Genomic DNA, 25,681 nt, shown 5'->3' with positions numbered 1-25,681 from the left:
GGTGCGGCTGCTCGACGGGGACACACTCATGATCCTGGTGTGGTTCGTGGGAGCCGCGTTCGTGCACGATCTGGTCCTGGTGCCGCTGTACTCGGCGGCGGACCGGGCCCTGCGTGTCCCCCTCGCCGGCCGGCCGTCGCTGGTGAACTCCGTACGCGTACCGCTGCTCCTGTCGGGGCTGCTCCTGCTGGTCTGGTTTCCTCTGATCACGCGTCAGGCGGAGCGCTACGAGCCCGCGAGCGGCATGTCCCCCGACAGGTTCCTGGGGAACTGGCTGCTGATCACGGCCGCGCTGTTCGGTGTGTCAGCGCTTTGGCTGGTCGTACGGAGCGTCCGGGCGCGGCGCAGGGCGAGGAACGGACGGCCGCCGGCCTCCCACTGATCGACGGGCTTCCAGTCCTCCGACCGGGCGTGCGCGAGAAGCGCGGACACCCCGGCACGGGCCCAGGGGAAGTGGGGCGCCGCGCCGGCGCGCCCCTGGCCGTCGTCGATGCGTACCTGGACCTGCTCGTCCACGTCATGGGGTGCTGCCTCCGTGATGAGCAGTCCGCCCGGCGCCAGCACGGCGGCGACCCGGCGGAGCAGGGCCCGGGGGTCGCCGCCGATCCCGATGTTGCCGTCGATGAGCAGAGCCGTCCCCCAGCGGCCTTCACCGGGCAGCGGCTCGAACACGCTGCGGCGCAGCGCCGGTCCTCCGATCCGCTGGGTGCGTCCGATGGCGGCCTCACTCACGTCGATGCCCAGCGCGCGGTGTCCACGGGCGGCCAGCGCCGCCACCAGGCGTCCGGGTCCGCACCCGATGTCGATGACCGGCCCCTCGCTGCGGCGGAGCGCCGACAGGTCGGCGTCGTCGGCGTCCGCGCACCAGCGTTCGACGTCCAGCGGAAGGAGCCACCCGTCCTTCCGCCGGAGGAAGAGCGGGCCGCGGCCCCGGGTCAGCGCGCGCGCGTACGGATCGGCCGCCCAGGGGGTGGCCGCCGGACCTGCCGGAGGCAGCACCGTGCTCATCGGACCACCGCCCGGCCGAGGCGTGAGAGGGCCGAGGCGAACAGGCCGTCGGGCGCGGCGGCGGCGACGTGCAGCGCGTCCTCGGCGGTGTCCACGTCGCGCAACGGCGGCAGGTCCCGCACGGTGAGGCCCGCGCCGGTCAGGCGCGCCCGCTGGATCGCGCCCGTATCGGGGCGGGACATCGGCACGCCGCGTACGAGGCCGGGGTCGGGCGCCGCCAGGCCCAGAGCCCAGAAGCCGCCGTCCACAGCCGGTCCGAACCAGGCGTCGCAGCCGTCCCAGCCCCCCGGGGCGAGCGCGGGCGCCAGCAGGGAGGGCGCGATCTGCGGGGTGTCCATTCCGATGAGGAGGGCCGGTCCGGTACAGGTGCCGAACGCCGCCGCGATGCGCTCGTCCAGGGTGCCCGCGCTCTGCGGGAGCACGTCGTAACCTGGGGGCGTCCAGGGGCCGGGGCGCCCTTCGAGAACCAGGACCCGTCGCAGGGCGGGCAGGGTGAGTCCGGTCCGCAGGGTGTCTTCGAGAGCCGCGGCGGCGAGTTCCGCGGCCTCGCCGGGGCTGAACGGGGGCGTGAGCCGCGTCTTGACCCGGCCGGGCACCGGCTCCTTGGCGATGACCAGCAGGGTCGTGGTCCCGGCAGGTGGCGTCCGTGCACTCATCGGGACGCCTCCGCCCCGACGCTCCGCGGGGCCGGCGGCTGAGGCCGCCGCAGCACCGCACGCATGTCCCGCACCGCGTGCCAGGTGCCCCGCCAGGTGCCGGTGACCTTGGACTTCCCTGTCCGGGGCAGATAGGGCACATCCGTCTCGGCGACGCGCAGCCCCGCGTCGGAAGCGCGCACCACCATCTGCAGCGGGTATCCGCTGCGACGGTCCGTCAGGTCGAGCGCCAGCAGCGCCTCCCGGCGCACCGCCCGCATGGGCCCGAGGTCGTGCAGCCGGAGGCCGGTGCGGCGACGGAGCATGCCGGACAGGGCGATGTTGCCGAGCCTGGCGTGCGGGGGCCAGGCGCCGCGGGTCGTGGGGCGGCGCCGGCCGAGGAGGAGGTCGCTCTCCCCTTCGGCGATCCGCCGGACGAAATCGGGGAGCAGAGCCGGGTCGAGTGAGCCGTCGCAGTCGCAGAAGCAGACGTACTCCGCCTCGGCGGCGAGCAGCCCGGCGTGGCAGGCGGAGCCGAAGCCGCGGCGCGGTTCGTGCACGACGGTCGCGCCGAGCGAGCGGGCCACGGCCGCCGAGCCGTCGGTGGAACCGTTGTCCACGACGATGGCCCGCCATCCTTCGGGGATCCGGGCCAGTACCCGGGGCAGGGCCTCGGCCTCGTCGAGGCAGGGCAGGACGATGTCGGCGCGGATCGGGTCGGCGGTGTCCGCCGGTGCAGAGTCGGTCACGCCGATCACCCTACGGAGCGGAATCCGGCAATTCGGACTTCGGGTTCTTACGAAACACGGACGTCGACCGTGTGGCGGCCGGGGGCCCTCCGGACGAACGGCCGGTGATGCCACAGTGGGCACCATGCAGAACACCTCCTCCCCTCCGGAGCGCCGACCGGGATCACCGGACGGCCGCGCGTACGGCGTGTCGCACGGCCGGGTTCTCGTCGTGGACGACGATCCGACGGTCGCGGAGGTCGCCGCGGGGTATCTGGAACGCGCGGGCTACGACGTCGAGCGGGCGGACGACGGCCCGGCGGCACTGGAACGGTTCGCGGCTCTGCGGCCCGATCTGGTGGTGCTCGACCTGATGCTGCCCGGCATGGACGGCTTCGAGGTGTGCCGCCGTATGCGCGCACGGGGTCCCGTGCCCGTCATCATGCTCACCGCGAGGGGCGACGAGGACGACAGGATCCTCGGTCTGGAGACGGGCGCGGACGACTACGTGACCAAGCCCTTCAGCCCGCGCGAACTCGTGCTGCGGGTGGACGCGGTGCTGCGCCGGGGCAGGCGGGCGGAGGTGTCCTCACCCGCCCGGCTGGCCGGCGCCGGGCTCTGCCTGGAGCCGCTCGCCCGCCGTGCGACCCGTGACGGGAGGGATCTCGCTCTGACGCTCCGGGAGTTCGATCTGCTCGCGTTCTTCCTGAGCCACCCTGGACAGGCCTTCGCCCGCGAGGAGCTGATGCGGGAGGTGTGGGGCTGGGACTTCGGCGACCTGTCGACGGTGACGGTCCATGTGCGCAGACTCCGCGGCAAGGTCGAGAGCGACCCCGCCCGGCCCACTCTGATCCAGACGGTGTGGGGTGTCGGTTACCGCATGGATCTGCCGGACGACGACACCCCCGGGGAATGAGCTCATGACCGATCTCCTGCTGATCGCCCTGCTCGCCTTTCTCGGCGCCGCCGCGGCGGGGCTGCTGGGCGCCCTGGCCCTGCGGCTGCTCCGGCACCGCACGCTGGCGGTCTCGTTGACCGTCGTCGCCGCCGTGGCCGTGACGGCGATGCTCGCCGGCACACTGACCGTGGCCTGGGCGATGTTCCTGTCCCCGCACGATCTGACGGTGGTGACGACCGTCGTCGCCATGGCCGCTGTCGTGTCCCTCGCGACGGCGGTGCTGCTGGGCCGCTGGGTGGCCGCCAGGAGCCGTGACCTCACGCTGGCCGCCCGCGACTTCGGTGAAGGGGGGACGTTCGCGGCCCCGGCGGGGCAGGTCACGGCGGAACTCGCCGCGCTCACCCGTGAACTGGCGGCGACGAGCGCGAAGCTCGAGAGTTCCCGGGAGCGCGAACGCGCCCTGGAGAGGTCACGCCGGGAGCTCGTCGCCTGGATCTCGCACGATCTGAGGACCCCGCTGACGGGGCTGCGTGCCATGTCCGAGGCCCTGGAGGACGGTATGGCCCCGGACTCCGGCCGCTACCTGCGGCAGATACGCAGGGAGGTGCAGCGCATGAACGACATGGTCGGTGATCTCTTCGAACTCTCCAGGATCCACGCCGGGTCGCTCACGCTGACTCCCACTCGGGTGTCGGCCCACGACCTGGTCGGCGAGGCGCTCGCCGGGGCATGTCCGCTGGCCCGTGAGCACGGGGTCAGGCTCGTCGGCGACCGGGTGGACGCCGTGCCCGTGGAGGTCGACAGCAAGGAGATGAGCCGGGTTCTGGGCAACCTCCTGATCAACGCGATCCGGCGCACCCCGGCCGACGGGACGGTCGCGGTGGCGGCGCAGCGCTCACCCGACGGACTCGTGCTCTCGGTGACCGACGGGTGCGGCGGGATCCCCGACGAGGACCTCGCGCGCGTGTTCGATACGGGGTGGAGGGGGAGCCCGGCCCGTACGCCGCCTGCGGGGGCGGGACTCGGGCTCGCCATCGTCCGGGGGATCGTCGAGGCCCACTCCGGCCGCGCGGACGTACGGAACGTGGCCGGTGGCTGCTGCTTCGAGGTCACGCTTCCCGCCTCCTCGGGCTGAGCCGCCCCCCGGTCAGGTGTCACCGGCCCCTCGCGCCCGCAGCGGCGCCGTGGCGAATTCCCTCATGCCCTCAGCGAACTCCGTCTCCGGCTTCCAGCCGAGCTCGTCGCGGAGACGGCGCGAATCCGCGGTCACATGGCGGACGTCACCGAGCCGGTACTCGCCGGTGACGACGGGGGCGGGCCCGCCGTGGGCCGCGGACAGCGCGCGGGCCGTCTCGCCGATGGTGTGCGGTGTGCCGCTTCCCGTGTTGTAGGCGTCGAAGGTGCCCGCCGCGCGCTCCCCCAGCGCCGCGAGCGCCACCGCGTTGGCCGCCGCGACATCCCGTACGTGCACGAAGTCGCGCCGCTGGCCGCCGTCCTCGAACACCCGGGGTGCCTCGCCCCGGGCCAGGGCCGAACGGAAGAAGGACGCGACACCGGCGTACGGGGTGTCTTTCGGCATCCCGGGGCCGTACACGTTGTGGTAGCGCAGCGCGACGGCCCGCCCGCCCGTCGCGCGGGCCCAGGCGGCGGCGAGGTGTTCCTGCGCGAGCTTGGTCGCCGCGTAGACGTTACGGGGGTCACCGGCTGCCTCTTCGGTGACCAGGCCGGGGACCAGTTCCGCGCCGCAGGCCGGACAGCGCGGCTCGAACCGTCCGGCGTCGAGGTCGGCGACGGCCCTGGGGCCCGGCCTGACGGAGCCGTGCCGGGGGCAGTCGTAACGCCCTTCGCCGTAGACCACCATCGAGCCGGCGAGCACCAGGTCCCGGACCCCGGCCGCCGCCATCCCGGCGAGCAGCACGGCGGTGCCGAGGTCGTTGCACCCGACGTACTCCGGGGCGTCGGCGAAGTCCTTGCCGAGGCCGACCATCGCCGCCTGGTGGCAGACGGCGTCGACCCCGGACAGCGCTCGGGCCACGGCGTCACGGTCCCGTACGTCCGCGACGACCGTCCGGACACCCGGCGGCGGGAGGAGGCCGGCCGCGGGTTGCGACCCGGCCGGTCCGTGCGCGGAGGGCAGCAGTGCGTCGAGGATCACCGGCTCGTGCCCGCCGGAGGCGAGCGTCCGGACGATGTACGACCCGATGAACCCGGCTCCGCCGGTGACCAGTACGCGCATGGCCGCCACGCTAGGCCGCCCGGACAGCGGAAGGGCGGTGCGGCACGCCCGCGTCACCGGACCGTAAGACCTGGGCGGCGGGCGACGGGCGGACAGGCGCCGGCGACTCGGGGACACGGCCCCCGACGCGTCGCTTCCCGATCACACGGGTCTCTTCGATACTGGGTGGCGTACGCACCTGACCGGTGGACCGGATCCACGCCGACGGGCCGGTTCACCGGCCTGCCGTCGTTCTCCCCAGGAGGAACCGTTGCGCATGCTCATCAACGTGCCGGAGACCGTCGTCGCGGACGGACTCCGCGGAATGGCCGCCGCTCATCCCGAACTCGTCGTGGACCCCGAGAACCGTGTCGTGGTCCGGCGCGACGCCCCGGTGGCGGGGAAGGTGGGGCTGGTGTCCGGGGGCGGGTCAGGACACGAACCCCTGCACGCGGGGTTCGTCGGGCCCGGGATGCTGTCGGCGGCGTGCCCCGGGGAGGTCTTCACCTCGCCGGTGCCCGATCAGATGGTGCGGGCGGCGGCCGCGGTCGACAGCGGTGCGGGCGTGCTGTTCGTCGTGAAGAACTACACGGGGGACGTGCTGAACTTCGACATGGCCGCCGAGCTCGCCGAGGACGAGGGCGTCCAGGTGGCCCGGGTCCTCGTCGACGACGACGTGGCGGTGTCCGACAGCACCTTCACCGCGGGGCGGCGGGGCACCGGGGCGACGCTGTTCGTCGAGAAGCTCGCCGGCGCCCTCGCCGACGAGGGCGCTCCGCTGGATCGGGTGGAGTCCATGGCCCGGCGGGTGAACGAGTCCTCGCGGAGCTTCGGGGTGGCGCTCAGCTCCGTCACCACACCGGCGAAGGGCACACCGACCTTCGATCTCCCTCCGGGTGAGCTGGAGTTGGGGATCGGGATCCACGGCGAGCCCGGCCGGGAACGCCGCCCGATGATGACCTCCGGGGAGATCGCCGACGTCGCGGTCCACGCCGTGCTGGAGGACCTGCGGCCCGGCGGACCCGTACTGGTGCTGGTCAACGGGATGGGCGCGACACCGCTGCTGGAGCTGTACGGGTTCAATGCCGAGGTACAGCGGGTGCTGTCGGAGCGGGGTGTGGCGGTGGCTCGTACGCTGGTGGGCAACTACGTGACGTCGCTCGACATGGCAGGCTGTTCGGTGACGCTCTGCCAGGTGGACGAGGAGATGGTGCGGCTCTGGGACGCGCCGGTACAGACGCCCGCGCTCCGCTGGGGCCGGTGAACGGACTTTCCACCGTGTGTGAGGAACAGGAGATCTTGTGCTCGACACCGATTTCTTCCGTCGCTGGATGGCCGCCACCGCGGCTGCCGTCGACCGTGAGTCGGACCGGCTGACCGAGCTCGACGCCGCGATCGGGGACGCCGATCACGGGAGCAACATGCGGCGCGGCTTCGCGGCGGTGTGCGACGTCCTCGACAAGGAGGCCCCCGCGGCACCCGGGGTGGTGCTGACACTGGCCGGCCGTCATCTGATCTCCACGGTCGGCGGGGCGTCGGGGCCGCTGTACGGGACTCTCCTGCGCCGCACCGGGAAGACGCTGGGCGACGCGCCGGAGGTGACTCCGGGTCAGCTGGCCGGGGCTCTCGGGGCGGGCGTCGCCGCGGTGGCCCAGCTCGGCGGGGCGCAGGCGGGCGACAAGACGATGCTCGACGCGCTGCTCCCGGCCGTCGAGGTGCTGGGCTCCTCGTTCGAGGAGGCCCGCGACGCGGCGCTGGCCGGGGCGCTGGAGACCGTGCCGCTCCGGGCACGCAAGGGCAGGGCCAGCTATCTGGGCGAGCGCAGCATCGGGCACCAGGACCCGGGGGCCGCCTCCGCGGCGCTGCTCGTGGGGGCCCTCGTCGAGGCCGCGGGACCGAGCGCCGGAGGCGACGCGTGAGCGACGAGAAGCAGGTCGGGATCGTTCTGGTCTCACACAGCGGGCCGGTGGCGGAGGCCGTGGCCGAGCTTGCCAGGGGGCTGGCGGCCGGTGGCGCGACGGCACCGGTGGCCGCGGCCGGGGGCACCTCGGCCGGGGGCCTGGGGACGAGCTCGGAGCTGATCGCCGAGGCGGCGAGGACCGTCGACCGGGGTGCCGGGGTCGCCCTGCTCGTGGACCTCGGCAGCGCGGTGCTCACCGTGAAGTCCATGCTCGCGGAGGGCGACGAGCTGCCCGACGGGGCACGGCTGGTGGACGCCCCGTTCGTCGAGGGGGCGGTCGCCGCGCTGGTGACGGCGTCGGCGGGGGGCGACCTCGACACCGTGGAGGCGGCGGCCACGGACGCGTACGGCTATCGGAAGACCTGAGGGACCCGGGCTCCGGATCACGGACACACCGTACGGCTCCCGGGCGGGGTCCGGGAGCCGTACGGGGCGGAGCGCGACGGAGCGTCAGGCGGCGGGCGCCACCGCCCCGGCCGCGATGTCGATCCGTACCTGCCGGGTGACGCCGTTGACGGTCACCGCGAGCGTGACGGCGCCCGGCCGGAGGGCGGTGAGCGTGCCCGTGGCGGGGTCCAGCGTCGCGATGTGGCGTCGGCGGGCGTCATCCGTGTCCCCGACGCGGACGTTCGGTGAACCGGTCCAGTCGGCGCTGAGCGGGAAGGCCACGGGCACGGTCCGCGTGCCCTGGGTGACGTGTGCGCTCACCTTCGTACGCTCCCCCGCGACCAGCGTGGAGGGGGCGTCCAGGGTCAGCGCGTCGACGTGGGCCCGGGTCTGCGCGGAGACCCAGTCGGGTCCGCCCCGCCACGGCCGATGGCGCACCGCCGCCTGTTCGCCGGGCGAGACGCGGTCGGCGCCGATCAGGGACCAGCCGGTGAAGCCGCCCTCGTCCGCGGGGCCGGCCGGCGACTTGCCGGAGTTCCCGTTGACCAGGTACGGGACCCCGTCCACGTGCGAGGCGTGGAAGACCCCGACGTGGCTGCCGATGAGGGCCGCCCCCTTGCCGGTCGTACGGCGGAAGTCCGCGAGCCACCGTTCGACGAGTGCGGCTTCCTTGCGGTCGCTCAGCCGGCTTCCCTTCTGCACGGTCGGGTCGCGCGGGGGTACGTGCTCGATCAGCATCACGGAGCTGACGGACCGGTCCTTCGCCGCCGCGTCCAGCTGGGCGCGCATCTCCTTGATCTGGGCGAGGCCGCCGCCGCGCAGGCTGAGACTCGACGTGTCGAGCGTGAGGACCCGGGTGCCCTTGTGGTCGAACGTCCGGCGGGCCGGACCGAATTGCGTGATGAAGTTGTCGATCTTCCCGCCCATCACCTCGTGGTTGCCCGGTACGTAGTACCAGGGCAGCGAGTCGCCGAGCTCCTCCTCGATGACGCGGCGGGCGAAGGCGAGGTCGGCGGGTGAGCCCTCGTCGACCAGGTCGCCGTTGACGACCAGGAAGTCGGGCCGCGCCGCCTTGATCTCACGCAGGGTGCGCCGGGCCTGCTGGACGATGGCGCTGTCCGGCTCGCGCGCGACGAACTGGGCGTCCGACATCACCGCGAGCTGCCAGTCCCGGGCTTCGGTGACGGCGGCGGGGTCGATCAACGGATCCGCCGTCCGTGGCTGTCCGGGCAGCTCGACGGTGGGTGGCACCTGGGCGGTCAGGTCGTCGATGACGATCTCGCCGGTGTACTGCTTGGCCGCGGCGGTCTCCGCGAGGTAGAAGCGGGACACGGACAGCGGCATCGCGGCGCCGGCCGGCACGTCGAAGGTGACCTGCCGCCAGCCGGTCCAGGTGATGTACGGCCCCCGCAGCAGCTGGTCGGAGCCTGCGGCGTCCTTGAGGTGCAGGGTCGGCCAGGCGCCGTTGCCGTCTCCCTTGATCCAGAGCGTGTACGCCTGCGGCTGACCCGGCACGACGACGGGTTGCGGCGGGGCGGCGTAGGCGGCGCGTGTCGCCGTAGAGCGGGTGAAGTCGTAGGTGAGCCGGAGACCCGTGCCCGTGTGCCCGTCCGGCGTAGCGCCGAGCGAGCCGTCCGCGCGGGCCTGGCTGAACTTCCAGGATCCGGCGTCGTCGAAGTCCGCCACGGTCTGCTCCGTGAGGCCGACGCTCACCGCGAGAACCGTGCTGACGCCTTGCACGGTGGCCTTGATCTGTCCCGCTCCGGAGCCGGTGAGCGACTTCACGGTGAAGGACCCGCGGCCGTCGTCGTCGACGGCGAACAGCGTGCGGTCGTAGTCGAGGGTGATGTCCTCAGGTTCGACGGGAGCACTCGTGCCGTGGGCGTCGAGACCGACGATGCCGAAGCCGCCGGTGGCCTCCTTGTCCGCCAGGCCGACGCGCTCGGTCGTGGCACGGATCCGGGCCAGCCGGTCGAGGACGGTGAGCCGGGTCGCTCCGTGGGCGCCCGCCCGTTCCGCCCGGACGTCGGTCGTGCCGCCACGGCGTGCGGTGAACGTGCCTCCGGCGTCGACGCTGCCGACCGACCCGTCGACGGCGCGCCAGCGCGGTGCGCCCGCCGCGGGTCCGTACGTCTCGTCGTGTCCCGCCGCGGTGAGCTGCCGGGTCAGGCCGGGGAAGACCCGCTCGGGGTGGCCGCCGGCGACCGGGTCGTCGCCGGGGGCGGCACCGGCCGGCGTACGGGTCTCGACCCAGAATCCTTCGAGCCGCCCGCTGCCGTCGGGGGCGGTCAGGGCGAGACCGTTGGGGACGGTGCGCTCGCTGCCGTCGGACGGGCTGTTCTCCACCTGGAGGGCGTCGCTGCCCGGCTCGCGTGCGAGGAGCGTCGATGAACCTCCGCCGTCGAGGTTCAGAGCGCTGTACGAGCCTGCCCGCCGCATCATCTCGCCCAGCTCGGTGAGGGTGACTCCGCCGCTGTCGGTCTGACGGCCGTCGACGGTGATGACCTGCATGGTCCGGCCGTCCTCGGAGAACCCGACGGCGGTGCGGGGCGCGGCGGTGTTGTTGCCCTCGCCGTCGTGGTTCTGCGCCTCCCCGTCGACGACGAGCAGCTCCCGGCCGCCCACGGCGGTGCGCGGCACGGCTCCGCTGTCGGTGCGCGCCCGGTAGGCGATGCCGGCCGGGTCGCCGGGTCGCAGCGCGGTGAGCAGGGCGGCGCCGGCCTCGCGGCCGACGAGGACCACCGTGTCCTCGGGCACGGGTCCCGATCCCGGGGTGTCCGACACGGAGAGGACCTTGCCGTCGCGTACGGCCACTTCGGCGACGGGCCGCGCGTCGTCGACGGTCAGAGCGCGGTCGGCGCTGCCCCAGGCGGAGGTGTAGGCACCCACGCCCTGGGCCGGCACGTTCGCGGCGTTGTACGCGGCGAGTGGATGCGTGCCCGAGGGGAGGGTCAGCGTGCCGTCGAAGTACAGCTCCAGGATCCGGCCCGCGTTCTGCGGCCCGATGCCCACCGCCCGGTTGACGCCCGGGGCCGGGGAGTGGACCGCCCGGCCGTCCCGGACCCCGGGGCCCTGGGGCGCTCCGGTCTGGTTGATGTCGAAGAAGTCCGCGTTGATCGCGGCGACGGTACGCCGGCCCCGCCCCGGGTCGTGTCCGGCCGCGAGCTCGGAGACCGTACGCCGGTCAGCGACCTTGCCGGAGGAGAGGTAGTCGGCGCGCACTCCGCTGCCGTCCAGGTCGACGGAGAGGGTGTCGACCCGCAGCCACTTGTCCGACTCCAGGCGGTCGTAGGAGCTCAGGCGTACACCGGGTGCGACGGGGCGGGAGGCACGGGCGGTCTCGATGCCGTCGCCGTCCACGACGGATCTCGCTCCGCCGGACGGGCCGCTCGCGGGCGGCGGCGCGACGGGTCTGAGGATTTCGGCGGTGGTGTGCGGGCGGGGGTCCGGGGTGGAGTCGGCTGCCGCGGGTGCGACGGCCCCGAGCGCCGTCGCCGCCACGGTCGCCAGCAGCACGAACGGCCGCAGGGCGCTGCGGAAGGTGCCAAGGCCCACAGATCCTCCTGGTGCAGAGCGGATTACGCGTGGAAAGCGCTGTCGGCGGACAGCATGACGGCGCTGGGTGGGACGCACCAGAGGACAACGGGGACATCAGGAGGAACGGCACGCGGCGAAGGGGTGATCCCGGGATGTCCCGCGCCGCGCGCCCTGCGGGGTCCCCGGACCGGTGGCCTTCCGCCCTGCCGCCCCGCACACTTGACGACATGTCGACAGTCAGGCGCAGCGCGGGACTTCTGCTCTTCCGGATCGTCGCGGGCGACGACGGCCTACCGGACGCCGAGGTCCTGATCGGCCATATGGGCGGACCGTTCTGGGCCCGTCGGGAGACGGCGGCCTGGTCCGTCCCCAAGGGCGAGTACGGACCTGACGAGGAGCCTGCCGCCGCCGCGCGCCGGGAGTTCGAGGAGGAGTTCGGGCTGCCCGTCCCGGACGGCGCCTGGGTACCTCTGGGCGAGACACGCCAGTCCGGCGGAAAGACCGTGAGCGTATGGGCTGTGGAAGCCTGGCTGGACCCTGACAGGGCGGTCCCGGGAACCTTCACCATGGAGTGGCCGAGAGGCTCCGGTGAGCTGCGCGAGTTCCCGGAGATGGACCGGTTCGCCTGGTGCACACCGGACGACGCCCTCACACGGCTGGTTGCGGCCCAGAGGGTTTTCGTGGAGCGGTTGCGTACCTACGTGCGCGAGGGTCGCGTCCCCTCGGAGGCGTAGACCGGCTCCCGCCCGGGCGTGACTTCGTCACTTTTCCTGCCGAACGTCCACGGTGTGCTCGGCCTACCGGCCAATCTCCTCGGCGCCCTGCTGACCCGGCGCACGAACGAACCGGGTCGACACCGGAACTTCGACCGGTGACGGTCGGCCTGTGTGACGGAGCGGCGCGGGGGCAGAAGTCGTGACGGTCACTCCTGCGAGCGGGGGGCCGGCACGGGCGCGCCTGAAACCTGGGGAGGTCGAGGGCGCGCCCTCGCATGGGGCGGGCGGTGCCCTGCACGGCACTCGCAGCGCGCTACGTGGCCTGGCCCGGACCCGCTGCCCCGATGTCGGCAAGCAGCAAAGGGCCGGCTTCCGGGGGAGCGAGGGGGCGCCCGCTGCGGGCGTCCCCTCGCCTTCGCCGGAGGCCGGAAAAGGGTGGGCCCTGTTACCGGCCCGTCTGCTCGCGCGTCTCCCGGGCGGCGTCCTGGCCGACTTCACGCAGGCCGGTGACGGCCTCCTGCCCGGAGTCCTGCACCTGCTGCTTGGTGGCCTCGGCGGCCTCCTGTGCCGTGCTCCGTACCGACTCCACTGCGTCCGTGGCCGGTTGCCGCATCCCTTCCTTGAGATCCTGGGCCGCATCCTGCGCTGTCTGCCTGGCGGGCTGCAGCAGTTCGTCGGAGTGCTCACGGAGCTGGGCGCCCACCCGTTCCTCGGCCTCCGAGGCCGGGAGGAGGGCGGCGGCAAGCATCCCGGCGCCGAACGCGATGACCCCGGCGGCGAGGGGGCTGCCCTGCGTCTGCCTGGTCACCTGCCCCGGAGCCTCGCGTACGGACTGACCGACCTGATCGGCCGTGCGCCGGACGGAATCCCCAGCCTGCCCGGCGGCATCACCCGCGCTTCTCGTGAGCTCCTGCGCCTTCTGTCCGGGATGTACGTCCGGGGTGCGATCCGTCACGCCCATCACACGCTCCTTGAGGCCGGTCAGCCGGTGTTGCGTGGCATCGGCCTTGCGCCGGGCCACCTTTCCTGGTGTCACCTTGTCCGCCAGGCGGTCGACGTCGTGCGCCAATCGCGTCCGAGCGCCTTCCACCTCGGTCTTCAGTTCGTCCGGCTCCGTGCCCATCGGGCATCCTCCTTCAGCGTCTCCGTGGTCCGTTCAGGCTTGACGTGCACGTCGCGCATGCGCTTGCGTCCGGTCAGGAAGAGTGCGGCGCCCACCAGCGCCCAGAACGCGGTCACGATGAGCGCGGCCCAGGCGAGGTCCACCAGGTGCGCCAGTCCGAAGACCGCCGCGAGACTGCCCAGGAGCAGGACCAGGTGTCCGGCGTATCCCGCACCCCCGAGCATGCCTGCCGCCTTGCCCGCCCTGCTCGCCTCCTCCTTGATCTCCGCCTTTGCCAGATCGATCTCGCTGCGGACGAGTCGGGCAAGGTCGTCGCTTATCTCGCCGACCAGTTCCCCGACGGACGGGTCCGCCGACGGAGTCCGGGTGGAGCCGGAAGGGCCGGTGTCGTGCCGGACGGTGGCGTTCCGAAATGAAGAGATGGCCACGGCGCAGCCCCCTTACGGCTGTTGCGGGTGAGGGGTGGGATACGGGTCCGTGACCGGAAGTGGTCCGGCCGGCGAAACCGGTCCGCCGTAGGACGGCGTGGGTTGCGGCTGCTCGTAGGAATCCGCGGGTTCCGTCGCGCCGTGGAGGTGATCACCGGTGATCGCCGCGGACCGGCCGCCGTCGCCGGCTCCCGGCGCAGGGCGGCCCGTGCGGTCGCCGCCCGCACGAGATGCCGCTCCGTCGTGCCCGGTCTTGACGCTCTTGCCGAGACGAGCCGTCGCGAAGCCGGCCAGCGCGGCACCGGCCAGGAACGTGCCGGGGCGACGGCGCGCGAAGTCCTGGAGGTCGCTGATGAGCCCTTGCGGCCCCCGGTCCTCCAGTTTGGAGGCCACGTCGCGGCCGCGATCGGCTATCTGTTTCACCGCGTTGGTGGCCGGTGAATCGCTCTTGCCGCTGTCCCCCATATCTCCCAGCTCGTCGGCCAGCCGGCGAACATTCTGCGCCAGACGCTCCGTCTGCGTCCGGGCCTGTTCCTGCAGTTGGTCGCGCAGCTCGCCCGCAACGTCCCCGGCCCGGGCCGTGGCCTCCCCCGCCACGTCGCCCGCACGTTCCCTGGCGGTGCCGACGGCATCGGTCGCCTTCTCGCTCACCAGTCCGGCGCCCTCGCCGGCCTTCTCCTGTGCCGTCCGCTTCGCTGTGGCTGCCGTGTCGCTGTCCGAACGGTTCGCACCGTTGAAGTCACTCAACGTTCCTCCTCGGTCGTCCTGCACAGGATGCATCCGAGTGTTTCGGGCGCACCATCTCCAAGCATGACAACTCCCATGAAATGCGCCACACGGGGAGAGGGGCACGTCGGACGTCGGGCAACTCTCCTGCTGCGAGCTCGGCTTTCGTGTCCTGCCGACGCGTACTCCGCGAAGCGCAGCCACGGTTCAGGAACTTCGTGCGGACACACAGAGGGAGGGCACGTCACGCAATGCGAAGCGGGGCGCGTTGCCAAGCGCCGCTACGCGGCCGGACCATCGAGGGGCACGTCGGGAGGTCACGGCCGGTCACGCGCCCTGGACCATCACCTTGCCCTCAGTTCGAGGCGTTCGCCGGTGAAGCGGCCGCGGAAGCTCCGGTCGTGCGAGACGGCCACGACCGCTCCCGCGTACCGGTCGAGCGCGGCCTCCAGCTCCTCGACCAGGTCGAGCGCGATGTGGTTCGTCGGCTCGTCCAGGATCAGCAGGTCCGCCGGGCGGGTCACCAGCCGTGCCAGGGCGAGCCTGCGCTGCTGGCCGATGGAGAGGGCCGCCACGGGCACGGCCAGGTCTTCCTGGCGGAAGAGGCCGAGAGCCAGGAGCTCGTCCTCGTACTCGTCGGGGAACCCCGGGCGGCCGGCGGCGAAGGTCGTGAGCAGGGTGCGGCGGGTCGGCCTCGTGGGGAGTTCCTGCGGGAGGTAGCCGATCCTGCCCCGCCGCCGGACCTCGCCGGCATCGGGGGCGAGGTCACCGGCCAGGACGCGCAGGAGCGTCGTCTTTCCCGCGCCGTTGGGCCCGGTGACCAGGAGCCGCCGGCCCGGCTCGACGCGCAGGGAGGGCAGGTCCAGCCGGTCGCCCACGAGGACCGCCTCCAGCTCGACCAGCGGGGACGCGTTGCCGTCCCCGTCCGCCGGGGAGCCGTCCTCACCGGCGAGAGCGAGGTCGGCGGTGAAGCGCAGCGGCCGTGGTGGCGCGGGCACGGGTGAGCGGCGCAGCTCGTCGAGGCGGGTCCTGGCGGACCTGACCTGGCCCGACAGCTTGGCCTCGTGCGACCTTCGGTGCTTGCCGAAGCCCTGACCAGGGTCCTTGCCCGCCCCGGCGAGGCGCCGGCCGGCCGCGCCCACGAGTTCTTCGGTGCGGGCCAGTTCGTCCAGCCACTCCTGGTGCTCCTGGACCCGGCGGCGGCGGGCGGCATCCTTCGCCCTGCGGTAGCCGTCCCATCCGTCGCCGTACCGGAAGACGCTTCGCAGGTCGCGGTCGACCTCCAGGATGACGGTGGTGATCCGCTCGAGGAACGCCCGGTCGTGGGTGACGGCGACCACGGTGCCCCGGTGGGCGCGGAGATGGTCCTCGAGCCAGGCGACCGCGGCCGCGTCGAGGTGGTTGGTGGGCTCGTCGAGGAGCAGGAGTTCCGGTGCCGCGGCCAGCACGCAGGCCAGGGCCAGCCGGGACTGCTCACCGCCGGACAGCGTCCCGAGCGCGCGGCCCCGGGAGAGGTGGCCCAGCCCGAGGCCGTGCACCGCGGCGTCCGTCCTGGCGTCCGCCTGATATCCGCCACGGTCCTCGTAGGCCGTCAGCAGGTCGCCGTACGCGGCGAGCTCCGCGTCGGTGGGGTCTCCTTCGGACAAGCGCTCCTCCGCCGTGCGGATCAGCCGCTCAAGGGCGCGGAGGCCGGCGAGGGCCGCGTCGACGGTGTCCTGGACCGTGCTGCGGGGGTCGAGGGTGAGGGTCTGGGCGAGATATCCGGTGCCGCCCGGGAAGCTGACGGTGATGTCACCACCGTCCGGGGTCTCGGCTCCGGCCATCAGGCGGAGCAGGGTGGACTTCCCGGAACCGTTCTCCCCGATGACGCCGGCCTTCTCCCCGGGCCGGACGGTGAGGGACACGAGGTCGAGGACGGTCCGGTCGCCGTACGCCTTCGAGACGTCGGTCATGGCCAGTTGCGCGCGAGGGTGCTGAAGAGACATGGGTGCTTTCCCTGAGATGACAGGTTCCCCGCAGCGCGCACATCGACGTCACGGACATGGACGTCACGGACGGAAGCGCGCGTGAAGGACGGGGTGTCGGACAGCGGTGTGGACAGCGGCCGACTACGTGGCCGGATGGGTCACGCGGCGACGGTCAGCGTCGCGCGGCGGCGTCCTGACCGGGAATCAGAGAAAGAAGTAGTACGAACCCATGGCACTCATTCTAACCATGCCGAGTCGGCCCCCGGTGGACCCGTGACGCGGTCCACCGGGGGTCGGGCGGGGTCAGCCCGTCGACTCGTCCGGGGTGGGATGCTCCGGGTGGACGCCGGCATTGCGGGCGCCGCTGCGGCCCGAGCCGGCCTCGTCGGGGTCGGGCCCGCCGGAGTCGGAACCGGCTTCGGTCTCCGCTTCCCGGCGTTCCGAACCCGGGGGGAGGATCACGTCGAGGGCGTCCTCGCCCTCCTGTGCCTGCTGGTCGGGCATGTCGGCGGGTACCGGCGGCGGGCAGCCCGTCGCCCCCGTGTAGGCGGTTCCCTGGGGCCTGCGGTCGGTCATGTCGTCACTCCCGTCGGTTTGTGCCCATGCTGGTACGGGCGGGCCGGTCTCGCACCTCGCGTACCCCCCACGCCCCGCGCGACGCACGCCCGGCCCACCCGTTTCCGAGTCGGTGGCCTGCCCCCAGCCGGACGGGTCGGCGTAGCAGGTGTCGCCCGCGTGCAGGTGGCAGGGGTTCCGGCCGGGGATCAGCTGGTCGTCGCCAGGCGCGTGGTAGTTGACACCCCTGGTCACCGAAGGCCGCGTAGGTGGAGGACTCCTGGACGCGCACGACAGGGCGCTTCCGGTGTCCCTCCGCGGCTCACAACCCCGTTTGAGTGACATATCGTCATGTTCCCTGCACCCAGAGTTAAGATTGTCCTGCCGGTGGGCGACGCGGGGCGGCATGGCGCCAGGCACAGTCGATCAGCCGGTCGTCCATCGCCAAGGCCCACCGTAAGGAACGCACGTGAAGCTCTCCCTGTCCCGTTCCCCTCGAGTCACCTTCGCACTGACGGCGAGTGCGCTCGTCGCAGCCGCGGCGGTGGTCTCCGCGGCCCCGGCCTTTCCCCAGTCCGCAGGTGGTCCGGAAGTGCGGCAGGACGGCACGCTCTCTGCGGCCCAGTGCGGGTTCTTCCGGTACAGCGTCCGCGAGTCCCAGTTCGCCGCCTACAACCACTGCGGTGAGACGACGGTCCTGATCCATGTCGACGTCAGAGGCGGCGGAAGCGGGAACGACTTCCATCTCTGCGTGCCGCCCGGCCCCACTCAGCTCCCGGGCGCGGGTCCGAACTACCTCAACGCGTACTACATCGGGGGCGCCGGATGCCGGAGCGGAGTCCGGACCGGACACACGCCGCACTGAGGCGGACCGATGCCCGAAGGCGCCGCCGAGGCGGCCCCGGGGCGGTGACGCCTCAGGGGTGGCGCGGGAGCTACTCGGTGGAGCCTGTGGTCGCGGGGTCCTGAGGGGACACGGTCGCGCAGCCGCCGCCCGGCGGCCTGCTCAGGATCAGCACGGCGATGTCGTCGCGGCGTACACCGCCTGAGAAGCGCTCCAGGTCGGCCTGGAGCGCCTCGAGGACCTGGTCCGGCTCGCGCCCGGCCCACAGGCGGAGCCGCTCGTCGAGCGGGTAGAAGGCGCCCGTTCCGTCGCGCGCTTCCGTCACCCCGTCGGTGAGGACCAGCAGGGCGGAGTCCGGCGGAAACGCGATCCACTCGGCGGCACGCGCGTCGCCGCTGAGGTCCGCCATGCCGAGCGGCACGGACGTCCGGCGGAGGGTGACCGCCGACGCCTCCCCGTCGCACAGCAGCCGTGGCGGCAGATGGCCGCAGTTGACCGCCCGCACCCGCTCACCGCCGTCGAACCCCAGCAGCAGGGCGGTGACGAAGCGTTCGTCCTCACCGGTCTCGGCGGAGAAGGCGTTGTGCCGGACGACGGCGTCCTCGACCGCGTCGGCCACGGCGGTGAGCTCGGGCTCCCTGACTGCCGCTTCCCTGAAGGCTCCGAGGGCGGCGAATCCCGCCCCGATCGCGGGCAGCCCCTTGCCCTGTACATCGCCGATGATCACGCGGGCCCCATGCGGCGACTGCACGACCTCGTAGATGTCGCCGCCGACGAACCGGTCCTCCTCGATCGGCTCGTAGAGGCCGTGGGCACAGATCTGCCGCGTGACGACGGGGAGGGGGCGCAGGATCTGGCGCTGGAGCGCGACGGCGGCGGAGCGCAGCCTCGCCACCTCGGTGGCGTGCCGGATGCGCGCGGCACAGGCGACGACGCCCAGGGCGCTGGCGAGGGCGGTGAAACCGATGAGGAAGACAACGTCCCAGAAGGCACCGGTCGAGGCGATCCGGGAGCCGACGACGACCAGCGTGACCCAGACCGCCACGGCCGTGGTCTGGCGCACGGTGCAGAAGACCGAGGCGAGCGCGGGCAGCACGACCATGAGCGGGATGAGAGGGAGGTCGTTACCGGTGAGGGCGTCGAGGAGGACGACCGCGACGGTCAGGAGGAGGAGCCACAGAGCGAGCGCCCAGTTCCCGATCCGGGCGGCGCCGGCTTCGGTCTCTCCCGGATCGGCGCCGGGCAGCGGAAGGCTGCGCGCCGCCGATGGGCGCCGGAGTCCCAAGACCACGGCACGCCTCCCGCCTGTTCGTCACTGACGCCCCACGCGTTCCAAGCTACCCGTCACCTGGCCCCCGGTCCTGGCGTCGGCGTGCGGCTCCGCCCCCGCCGGGACGAGGGCCGAGAGAAAGGCGGTCCTGCGGCGCAGGGTGAAGCCGAGGGATTCGTAGAGCCGGATGGCGGAGGTGTTCGACGCGGCGGCGTGCAGGAAGGGCGTCTCACCGCGTTCCCTGATGCCGTGGGCGACCGCCCTGACGAGGCGTGTCGCCAGTCCCTGGCCCCGCACGGAGCTGTCGGTGCAGACGCCACTGATCTCGGTCCAGCCGGGTGGGTGCAGCCGCTCCCCCGCCATCGCGACCAGGACCCCGGCGCGGCGGATCCCGAGATAGGTGCCGAGCTCCACGGTGCGCGGCAGGAACGGGCCGGGGCGGGTGCGCTCGACCAGGTCCAGCATGTCCGGCACGTCGGCGGGGCCGAGGAGCACGGCTTCGGGGTCGGGAGCTGCGTCCACCGAGGCGTCCACCAGCTGGACGCCCTTGGCGTGGAAGACGATCTCCCAGTCGGCGGGCGGGGGCTCGCGGAAGGCGGTGACGGTGACGAGCGCGCCAGGACCCGCGAGTGCGGCGGCGTCGGCCCAGTCCTGGGCGTCGGGCGCGTCCGGCAGCGCGAGCCAGGGGGTGACGTCGGCGCCGTAGCGCAGGATGCGGCCGCGTCGTTCGGCGAAGTGCGCGTGCGGGCCGGTCAGCGAGGCGCGGGTGGGATTGTCCAGCGGATGGGGCCCTTCGGCCTCCGCACCGGGGTGGGGCACTCCCACTGCGGACGGATCCGTCGCGCGCGGGGTGGACGGGTCCGTACTCCGTGACGTGTGCGGGTTCGTGAGCCGGGATGTGGCCTCGGGCATGGACTTTCTCGCTCCATCGGTGTCGGCGGCCGGGACAGAGGTGAAAGGCCGGCGGGCCCGCGTCTATTCCCGGGCGGCCGGCCCCGGACCAGACATGCGCTGAACGCCCTCACCTGGGCGTCCCGCCGCCGGGGCGCCGCGACGGAGCCCGGGCAGGCGAGCCCCTGCGGCAGTGCGTACGCCCACCCGGCCGGTCCGGCGAATCGCGCACCACTGCGCGGGATACGGCCCCAACGGACCTCGGCCTGTGGCACCCTGGAGACGACCGCCCCACCGGGCTCCCCCGTACCGGTGGGGCGGTTCTGCGTGCTCCCGCGTGACGCCCCGCGGTGACGCGGTTCCGTCATCGTCGCCCGGAGGACGATCACGGCTATTGTCGGCCAATCCTGGCATGACTGTGGCTCAAATCAACCTTTCGCCGCATGAGTTGCGGGCCATCGGGCAGGCGCCTACACCTCAGGGCCCGCAATCTGAGGAGCGTGACGGGATGACCCTGCACACTGCACAGACCATCGGTGCGGAACGGGCAGGCGCCCCGGACGTGCTTCCCTGGATCGAGGACGCCGGACAGGTCGCCCCCCACGACGCACGGAAGCTGTCGAAGCTCTTCTTCGACGCTCTGCGGGAGATCGACGAGGGCACCGCCGAGTACCAGTACGCGCGGAACACCCTCATCGAGATGAACCTCTCCCTCGTACGGTTCGCCGCGGGACGCTTCCGGAACCGGGGCAGCGGCGACATGGAGGACATCGTCCAGGTCGGCACCATCGGTCTGATCAAGGCGATCGACCGCTTCGACCTCTCCCGCGAGGTCGAGTTCACCTCGTTCGCCGTGCCCTACATCGTCGGTGAGATCAAGCGCTTCTTCCGTGACACCACCTGGTCCGTGCATGTGCCGCGGCGGCTGCAGGAGCTGCGGGTGGAACTCGCGAAGGCGAAGGAGACGCTCGCGGCGCGCCTCGACCGGGACCCCACGGTGCGGGAGCTCGCCGACCACCTCGGTCTCGAGGAGGAGGAGATCACCGAGGGCCTCGTCGCGGCCAACGGCTACACGGCGGGGTCGATCGACCTGCCGGCCGACGCCGCGGAACCGGTGGGCCGCGTGTCCGGCGGGCGCACCATGGCGGATGTACTGGGCGAGCCCGACCCCGCGATGGAGACGGTGGAGAATCTCCAGACGCTCGCCCCGCTGCTGGGGGATCTCGACGCGCGTGAGCGCCGCATCATCGACATGCGGTTCGGCCAGGAGATGACACAGGCTCAGATCGGCGAGGTGCTCGGCATCTCGCAGATGCATGTCTCCCGGTTGCTCAGCCGCATGCTGGGCAAGCTGCGCAGCGGGATGTTCACACAGGACTGACCCACGGCCGATGCCGGGCCGGCCCCGTCGGTGACGGGACCGGCCGCGTGTCTGTTGCGTCGGTGTTGCAGCTTCGTGGCCAGGTGTGCGACCGGCTTCCGCCTGGCGCCGGCGGCCTCTACGGTCCGGTCCCGGACCGGGTTCCTCCCGGCCGCCCCGACCGCAGACCGCTTGGAGCGCCCATGAGTGCCGTACCGTCCGAAGCCGCGTACGACCGGAGGCGGCTCCGTCAGTGGACCCGGGGCGGCGCGAGATCCGCCGGGACCGGCCGCCGTGATCTGCTGAAGCTGGTCGCCGCGGCCTCGGTCGCGGCCCCGCTGGTCCCGGCCGCCGCGTCCCCCGTGCACGCGGCGCAGTCGCTGGCGGGCGTGGTGAAGCCCTTGCCGCCCGAGCTGTTCACGGTGCGCGGGACCAACGCCGAGACGAACTTCGCCGCGCTGCGGGACACCGGGCTGCTCACCCCCGCCGACCGCTTCTTCGTCCGCAACCACACCGCGACCCCGGCCGTCGACGCGGCGGAGTGGAAGCTGACGGTCTGGGGCAGCGGGCTGACCGGCGGTCCGGTGGACTTCTCGTACGGGGCTCTGCGTGCTCTGCCGTCCGTCTCCCGCACCGCGTTCGTCGAGTGCGCGGGCAACGGCCGGAGCTACTTCACCTCGCAGCAGGGCCAGCAGGTCAGCGGCACCGCGTGGACGCTGGGCGCGATCGGGACGGCGCGCTGGCGGGGGGTGCGGCTCGCCGAGGTGCTCCGCCGTGCGGGTCTGGGCCGGAACGCGGTGGACGTGCTGCCGCGCGGTCTGGACGCGGAGGTCGTCAGCGACGGGACGAACCTGGGCCGGGTGCGCAGGCCGCTGCCGGTGGCGAAGGCCCTGGACGACGTACTCCTCGCGTACGAGATGAACGGCGAGCCGCTGCCGCCCGACCACGGCGCCCCGGTCCGGCTGATCGTCCCGTCCTGGGTGGGCATAGCGAACATCAAGTGGGTGGGTGACATCGAGGTGAGCGCGGAGCCGCTGGTGAGCCCGTGGAACACGGGCCTGTACCGGCTCTTCGGCCCCGGGTACCCGCCCGAGGGCAGCGCGCCGCTGACCCGGCAGACCCTCAAGAGCGCGTTCGAGCTCGCTCCCGGTGCGTCGTTCGCCGCCCACCGCAGGCATCTGCTCACGGGCCGGTCCTGGTCGGGCGGCGCGCCGGTGCGTTCGGTCGAGGTCAGCACCGACGGCGGCGCCCGGTGGCGGCGCGCACGACTGCGCGACGAGCCCCGGTCCGGGAGCTGGGTCCGCTGGACGGCCGACTGGGTTCCGACGGCGCCGGGCCCGGGGGTGCTGCTCGCGCGGGCCACGGACCGGGCGGGACGCACCCAGCCGGAGACGACGGCCCACAACACGCAGGGCTACCTCTTCGACGCGGTGGTGAGGCACCCGGTGACCGTGGTCTGACCGAGGAGGCCCGTCAGGACCGGCCGGCGTAGTACGTGGCGATCATGTCCTGGCCACCGTGTCCGGCCGCCTCCGCCCGGGCGAACCGCTCGGCGGAGGCGGCGACCAGGTCGAGCGTCACTCCGGAGGCCCCGGCCGCGTCGAGGATCAGCCGGGAGTCCTTGAGCGCGGTGGAGAGCGCGAAGCTCGGGCTGAGATCACCGGAGAGCACCGCCGCGGACTTGCCCTGGAGATACGGCGTGTCCAGCGGGCCGCCCTTCATGGCGTCCAGGAAGAGCTGCGGGTCGAGCCCGAGTCCCTCCGCGAGGTTGAGGCACTCCGCCACGCTGTTGACCAAGTTGATCACCCAGGTGTTGGCGACGAGCTTGAGCCGGGTGGCGGCCCCCGGCTCCTCCCCGACCCACACGGTGCGCTGCCCGATGGCCTCGAGGACGGGCAGTGCCGTGGTGCGGGCGCTCGAGGGGCCGGAGACGAACACGGTGAGCGTGCCCTGCTCCGCCGGCTGTTTCGTGCCGGAGACCGGGGCGTCCAGGTAGACCAGCCCCAGTCCGGCGCCCCGGTGGGCGAGGTCGGTCGTGGCGTCGAGGCCCACGGTGGCGCTCTGCAGCCAGACCTGCCCCGGACGCAGACCGGGCGTGGCGGCGGTGAGGGTCTCCGCCACGGCTCGGCCGTCGTTCAGGGCGGTGATGACGACATCGGCTCCGCGTACCGCTTCCTCAGGGGTGCCCGTCACGGTGGCACCGTGTGTGGCCAGCGGTTCGGCCCTGGACCGTGTGCGGTTCCAGACCCTGACGGGGAGCTGTGCCCTGAGCAGGCTGCGGGCCATCCCGGACCCCATGATCCCGGTGCCGAGGACCGCGACGGTCGGCGTGCCGGGGGCGGCGTCGGCGGGGGATGCGGTGGTCATGGGGATTCCCTTCGTCGGTGCGGGCCGCTCTCGCGACCCGTGGGCCCCAGGACTGCGGCAGTCCCGGGACCTGTGGGTCTCAAGACTGCCGCAGCGCGCTCTCCAGGGTGGCGCGGTGCACGGCTCTGGCGAGTCGCGCGCCCCAGCGCGAACGCGGTCCGGCGAACGGCTCACCGGGCTGCCCTCCCGGGTCCGGCGCGGCGACACACACCGCGTCCGTCGGGGTCCCGGAGCAGTCGAGTCCGGCGTCCACGAGCGCCTGGACCTTCGCTTCGGTGGCGGTGGCCACCGCGTTGACCAGGGCCGCGTCGGAGAGGGCCACGGGGAGGGTGACGACGATGTTGACGGTCCCGGGCGGCCGCGGGCCGTCGGTGCCCTCGGCCGGGGCCGCGGCCCATCCCCGCACACCGAGGCCGCTGGTGACGGTCGCGGTCACTCCGCCGTCGTCGGCGACGGTGCGGGCGGTGACGTCGGCGGCGGTCATCAGTCCGGCGCCCGGCCCGTCGAGCGCCTCGGACGCCGCGATCTCGGCGAGGTGCCGGCCGGGGTCGAGCCGGGGGTAGCCACCGGGCACCTGGGCGTTCAGGATCCAGGCCCGCGGGCCGATCCCGCCGCCGAGCACGGCGCTGCTGCACACCCGCCAGCCGGGCCCCAGCCGCCAGACCAGGTGGTGCAGCCCGAGGCCGTCCTCCTGCCGGGCCAGCAGCTCGCCCCGCTGCCGAGGCCAACGGATGACTACGGATCCGATGAGGCACCCCCGTGACAAGCCTGCCGACCGTCGGCAGCGGCGTCGATCATACGGGCGGGCCGGGCGCACACACCCGGCGCACCCGGCAGAGTGCTCACTCGAATGGCGTAATGCGTGTGGCGGGGCCGATATGCGCGTGGAACGGGGCCACCGCCCCTCCCCGGTGTCCTGGGCCGCTCGCCGCCGGGGCCGGGAAGTTGCACCGTCCAACCGGGTGAGGCGCGATGGAATCCGGACGCGCCTCCCCTGCTGGAACCGACCGCAGGACGCGCCCGGGCGAGGAGGAATCGGCCATGGGAGCCGCTGACGGTTTCACGGATTCCGGAGAACTCGACGGTCTGACCGTCTACGACAGCGACGGAGAGAAGGTCGGCACAGTGGGGCGGGTGTACGTCGACGACGACACCGGCAAGCCCGACTGGATCACGGTGAAGACCGGCATGTTCGGCATGAAGGAGAGCTTCGTCCCGCTTGCCGGAGCCCGCCGGGTGGGTTCCGACCTGCACGTCTCGCATCCGAAGGACCGCGTCAAGGAAGCCCCTCGGGTGGACGCGGACGCGCACCTCTCCGTCTCGGAGGAGGAGGAGCTCTACCGGCACTACGGGATGACCCGGAAGACCACCGGACGCACCGGAGCGGGCGGCGACGCGCGCACGACGTCCGGAACGGGAGCCATGGGTGCGGCCGGGGCAGCCGGTGCGGCCGGTACCGCCCGCACGGCCTCCGGCGGCCAGGCGAAGGCCACCGGCACCACCGGTGCCGGCGCGGGCAGGCACCGTGACACGGAGACCTCCGCCACGTCCCGCCCGCTCGCCGGAGCCGGAGCCGAGCGGTCCGCCGCGGGTGCCGGCGGCCGTGAGGAGATGGTCCGCTCCGAGGAGCAGCTCCAGGTCGGCACGGAGGAGTACGAGAGCGGGAGGGCACGCCTGCACAAGTACGTCGTGACCGAGAACGTCACGCGGACGGTGCCGGTGTCCCACGAGGAGGTGCGCGTGGTGCGCGAGCCTCTCCAGCCGGGCGACAAGGCCACAGGCATGAAGGGCACGCACGACCTCGGCGAACAGGACGTCGAAGTCACCCTGCACGCCGAACGAGCCACCGTCCGCAAGGAGGCGGTCCCCGTGGAACGGGTCCGTCTCGAAACCAACAAGGTCACCGAGCAGAAGGAAGTCTCCGCCGAGCTCCGCAAGGAGAAGATCGACTACGCGGACGGCAAGGACGACATGGGCAGCGGCAAGGACATGGGCGGCGAGTTCGGCCAGGGACGTCGTCGCTGACCCCTCACACAGCGGCGAAAGGCCGCGCGACAGCAGCGAGG

24 protein-coding genes are annotated in these 25,681 nt (G+C 73.0%); 10 read left to right on the top strand and 14 right to left on the bottom strand.

The genetic code is table 11. The annotated features are described in order from the left end of the window. Positions 1–225 precede the first annotated feature (225 nt). From AB0P41_RS12990 to AB0P41_RS12980, 3 genes are read right to left on the bottom strand one after another with little or no spacing between them, the layout of a single operon-like run. Positions 226–1,008, bottom strand: a complete 783-nt coding sequence (locus AB0P41_RS12990) for a class I SAM-dependent methyltransferase (protein ID WP_356707030.1) — start codon at positions 1,006–1,008, stop codon at positions 226–228. Beyond that, positions 1,005–1,664 (bottom strand): DUF2064 domain-containing protein, encoded by a 660-nt coding sequence (locus tag AB0P41_RS12985; protein WP_365931820.1) that lies wholly within the window; start codon positions 1,662–1,664, stop codon positions 1,005–1,007. The genes AB0P41_RS12990 and AB0P41_RS12985 overlap by 4 nt, the downstream gene beginning before the upstream one ends. Further along, complete coding sequence (locus AB0P41_RS12980; protein WP_365931818.1) at positions 1,661–2,392, bottom strand: glycosyltransferase family 2 protein; 732 nt, start codon at positions 2,390–2,392, stop codon at positions 1,661–1,663. Before AB0P41_RS12980 ends, AB0P41_RS12985 begins: the two co-directional genes overlap by 4 nt. Before the next feature lie 124 nt (positions 2,393–2,516). On the opposite strand from AB0P41_RS12980, the gene AB0P41_RS12975 reads away from it, so the two are divergent. Further along, positions 2,517–3,287 carry a response regulator transcription factor gene (locus AB0P41_RS12975; RefSeq protein ID WP_365931816.1) on the top strand — a complete coding sequence of 257 codons (771 nt, stop codon included), beginning with the start codon at positions 2,517–2,519 and terminating at the stop codon, positions 3,285–3,287. Between the two features lie 4 nt (positions 3,288–3,291). Beyond that, entirely contained in the window at positions 3,292–4,404 is a 1,113-nt protein-coding gene (locus AB0P41_RS12970; RefSeq protein ID WP_356707034.1) for a HAMP domain-containing sensor histidine kinase, read from the top strand. 12 nt (positions 4,405–4,416) lie between these two features. Here AB0P41_RS12970 and AB0P41_RS12965 read toward each other — a convergent pair whose 3' ends face one another. After that, positions 4,417–5,505: an NAD-dependent epimerase/dehydratase family protein gene (locus AB0P41_RS12965; RefSeq protein WP_356707035.1), complete on the bottom strand. Its 1,089-nt coding sequence runs from the start codon at positions 5,503–5,505 to the stop codon at positions 4,417–4,419. Between the two features lie 250 nt (positions 5,506–5,755). Between AB0P41_RS12965 and dhaK the strand changes: the two genes are divergently transcribed. The 3 genes from dhaK to AB0P41_RS12950 are packed head-to-tail and all read left to right on the top strand — an operon-like array spanning position 5,756 to position 7,810. After that, entirely contained in the window at positions 5,756–6,748 is a 993-nt protein-coding gene (gene dhaK, locus AB0P41_RS12960) for a dihydroxyacetone kinase subunit DhaK (RefSeq protein WP_356707036.1), read from the top strand. A gap of 37 nt (positions 6,749–6,785) precedes the next feature. Further along, positions 6,786–7,403 carry a dihydroxyacetone kinase subunit DhaL gene (dhaL, locus tag AB0P41_RS12955; RefSeq protein WP_365931813.1) on the top strand — a complete coding sequence of 206 codons (618 nt, stop codon included), beginning with the start codon at positions 6,786–6,788 and terminating at the stop codon, positions 7,401–7,403. After that, positions 7,400–7,810: a PTS fructose transporter subunit IIA gene (locus AB0P41_RS12950; protein ID WP_356707038.1), complete on the top strand. Its 411-nt coding sequence runs from the start codon at positions 7,400–7,402 to the stop codon at positions 7,808–7,810. Before dhaL ends, AB0P41_RS12950 begins: the two co-directional genes overlap by 4 nt. 84 nt (positions 7,811–7,894) lie before the next feature. On the opposite strand, the gene AB0P41_RS12945 is transcribed toward AB0P41_RS12950, so the two are convergent. Beyond that, complete coding sequence (locus AB0P41_RS12945) at positions 7,895–11,386, bottom strand: phosphodiester glycosidase family protein (RefSeq protein WP_365931809.1); 3,492 nt, start codon at positions 11,384–11,386, stop codon at positions 7,895–7,897. Positions 11,387–11,595: 209 nt separating this feature from the next. Here AB0P41_RS12945 and AB0P41_RS12940 point away from each other — a divergent pair, with 209 nt between their 5' ends. Further along, positions 11,596–12,102: an NUDIX domain-containing protein gene (locus tag AB0P41_RS12940; RefSeq protein WP_365931807.1), complete on the top strand. Its 507-nt coding sequence runs from the start codon at positions 11,596–11,598 to the stop codon at positions 12,100–12,102. A 427-nt stretch (positions 12,103–12,529) separates the two neighbouring features. Here AB0P41_RS12940 and AB0P41_RS12935 read toward each other — a convergent pair whose 3' ends face one another. From AB0P41_RS12935 to AB0P41_RS12915, 5 genes are all read right to left on the bottom strand, one after another. Beyond that, on the bottom strand, positions 12,530–13,207 hold the full coding sequence (locus tag AB0P41_RS12935) for a DUF3618 domain-containing protein (protein WP_365931805.1): 678 nt from the start codon (positions 13,205–13,207) through the stop codon (positions 12,530–12,532). Next, complete coding sequence (locus AB0P41_RS12930) at positions 13,183–13,635, bottom strand: phage holin family protein (protein WP_365931804.1); 453 nt, start codon at positions 13,633–13,635, stop codon at positions 13,183–13,185. The genes AB0P41_RS12935 and AB0P41_RS12930 overlap by 25 nt, the downstream gene beginning before the upstream one ends. 12 nt (positions 13,636–13,647) lie before the next feature. Then, positions 13,648–14,382 carry a hypothetical protein gene (locus AB0P41_RS12925; RefSeq protein WP_365931802.1) on the bottom strand — a complete coding sequence of 245 codons (735 nt, stop codon included), beginning with the start codon at positions 14,380–14,382 and terminating at the stop codon, positions 13,648–13,650. A gap of 323 nt (positions 14,383–14,705) precedes the next feature. Further along, positions 14,706–16,346 carry a ribosomal protection-like ABC-F family protein gene (gene abc-f, locus AB0P41_RS12920; protein WP_365931800.1) on the bottom strand — a complete coding sequence of 547 codons (1,641 nt, stop codon included), beginning with the start codon at positions 16,344–16,346 and terminating at the stop codon, positions 14,706–14,708. Positions 16,347–16,631: 285 nt separating this feature from the next. Next, positions 16,632–16,904 carry a hypothetical protein gene (locus AB0P41_RS12915; RefSeq protein ID WP_356707270.1) on the bottom strand — a complete coding sequence of 91 codons (273 nt, stop codon included), beginning with the start codon at positions 16,902–16,904 and terminating at the stop codon, positions 16,632–16,634. 448 nt (positions 16,905–17,352) lie between these two features. Here AB0P41_RS12915 and AB0P41_RS12910 point away from each other — a divergent pair, with 448 nt between their 5' ends. Further along, on the top strand, positions 17,353–17,748 hold the full coding sequence (locus AB0P41_RS12910; protein WP_365931797.1) for a DUF6355 family natural product biosynthesis protein: 396 nt from the start codon (positions 17,353–17,355) through the stop codon (positions 17,746–17,748). A 70-nt stretch (positions 17,749–17,818) separates the two neighbouring features. Here the strand turns inward: AB0P41_RS12910 and AB0P41_RS12905 are convergent, their stop codons facing one another. Further along, positions 17,819–19,018 carry a PP2C family protein-serine/threonine phosphatase gene (locus AB0P41_RS12905; protein WP_365931795.1) on the bottom strand — a complete coding sequence of 400 codons (1,200 nt, stop codon included), beginning with the start codon at positions 19,016–19,018 and terminating at the stop codon, positions 17,819–17,821. Between the two features lie 21 nt (positions 19,019–19,039). Then, on the bottom strand, positions 19,040–19,909 hold the full coding sequence (locus tag AB0P41_RS12900) for a GNAT family N-acetyltransferase (protein WP_365931793.1): 870 nt from the start codon (positions 19,907–19,909) through the stop codon (positions 19,040–19,042). A gap of 487 nt (positions 19,910–20,396) precedes the next feature. Between AB0P41_RS12900 and AB0P41_RS12895 the strand changes: the two genes are divergently transcribed. After that, positions 20,397–21,269, top strand: a complete 873-nt coding sequence (locus AB0P41_RS12895; protein ID WP_356707048.1) for an RNA polymerase sigma factor SigF — start codon at positions 20,397–20,399, stop codon at positions 21,267–21,269. 182 nt (positions 21,270–21,451) lie between these two features. Beyond that, positions 21,452–22,708, top strand: a complete 1,257-nt coding sequence (locus AB0P41_RS12890; RefSeq protein WP_365931791.1) for a sulfite oxidase — start codon at positions 21,452–21,454, stop codon at positions 22,706–22,708. A 13-nt stretch (positions 22,709–22,721) separates the two neighbouring features. Here the strand turns inward: AB0P41_RS12890 and AB0P41_RS12885 are convergent, their stop codons facing one another. After that, positions 22,722–23,615, bottom strand: a complete 894-nt coding sequence (locus tag AB0P41_RS12885) for an NAD(P)-dependent oxidoreductase (protein ID WP_365931789.1) — start codon at positions 23,613–23,615, stop codon at positions 22,722–22,724. Positions 23,616–23,694: 79 nt separating this feature from the next. Continuing rightward, a complete protein-coding gene (locus AB0P41_RS12880) occupies positions 23,695–24,321 on the bottom strand; it encodes an adenosylcobinamide amidohydrolase (RefSeq protein ID WP_365932124.1) in 627 nt (208 codons plus the stop codon). Positions 24,322–24,656: 335 nt separating this feature from the next. Between AB0P41_RS12880 and AB0P41_RS12875 the strand changes: the two genes are divergently transcribed. Continuing rightward, positions 24,657–25,640: a PRC and DUF2382 domain-containing protein gene (locus tag AB0P41_RS12875; RefSeq protein ID WP_356707051.1), complete on the top strand. Its 984-nt coding sequence runs from the start codon at positions 24,657–24,659 to the stop codon at positions 25,638–25,640. The last annotated feature ends 41 nt before the right edge of the window (positions 25,641–25,681 follow it).

Origin of the sequence: Streptomyces sp. NPDC079167, assembly GCF_040686735.1 — a bacterium.
Classification (GTDB): Bacteria; Actinomycetota; Actinomycetes; order Streptomycetales; family Streptomycetaceae; genus Streptomyces.
This window is presented reverse-complemented; position numbering and strand designations above follow the sequence as displayed.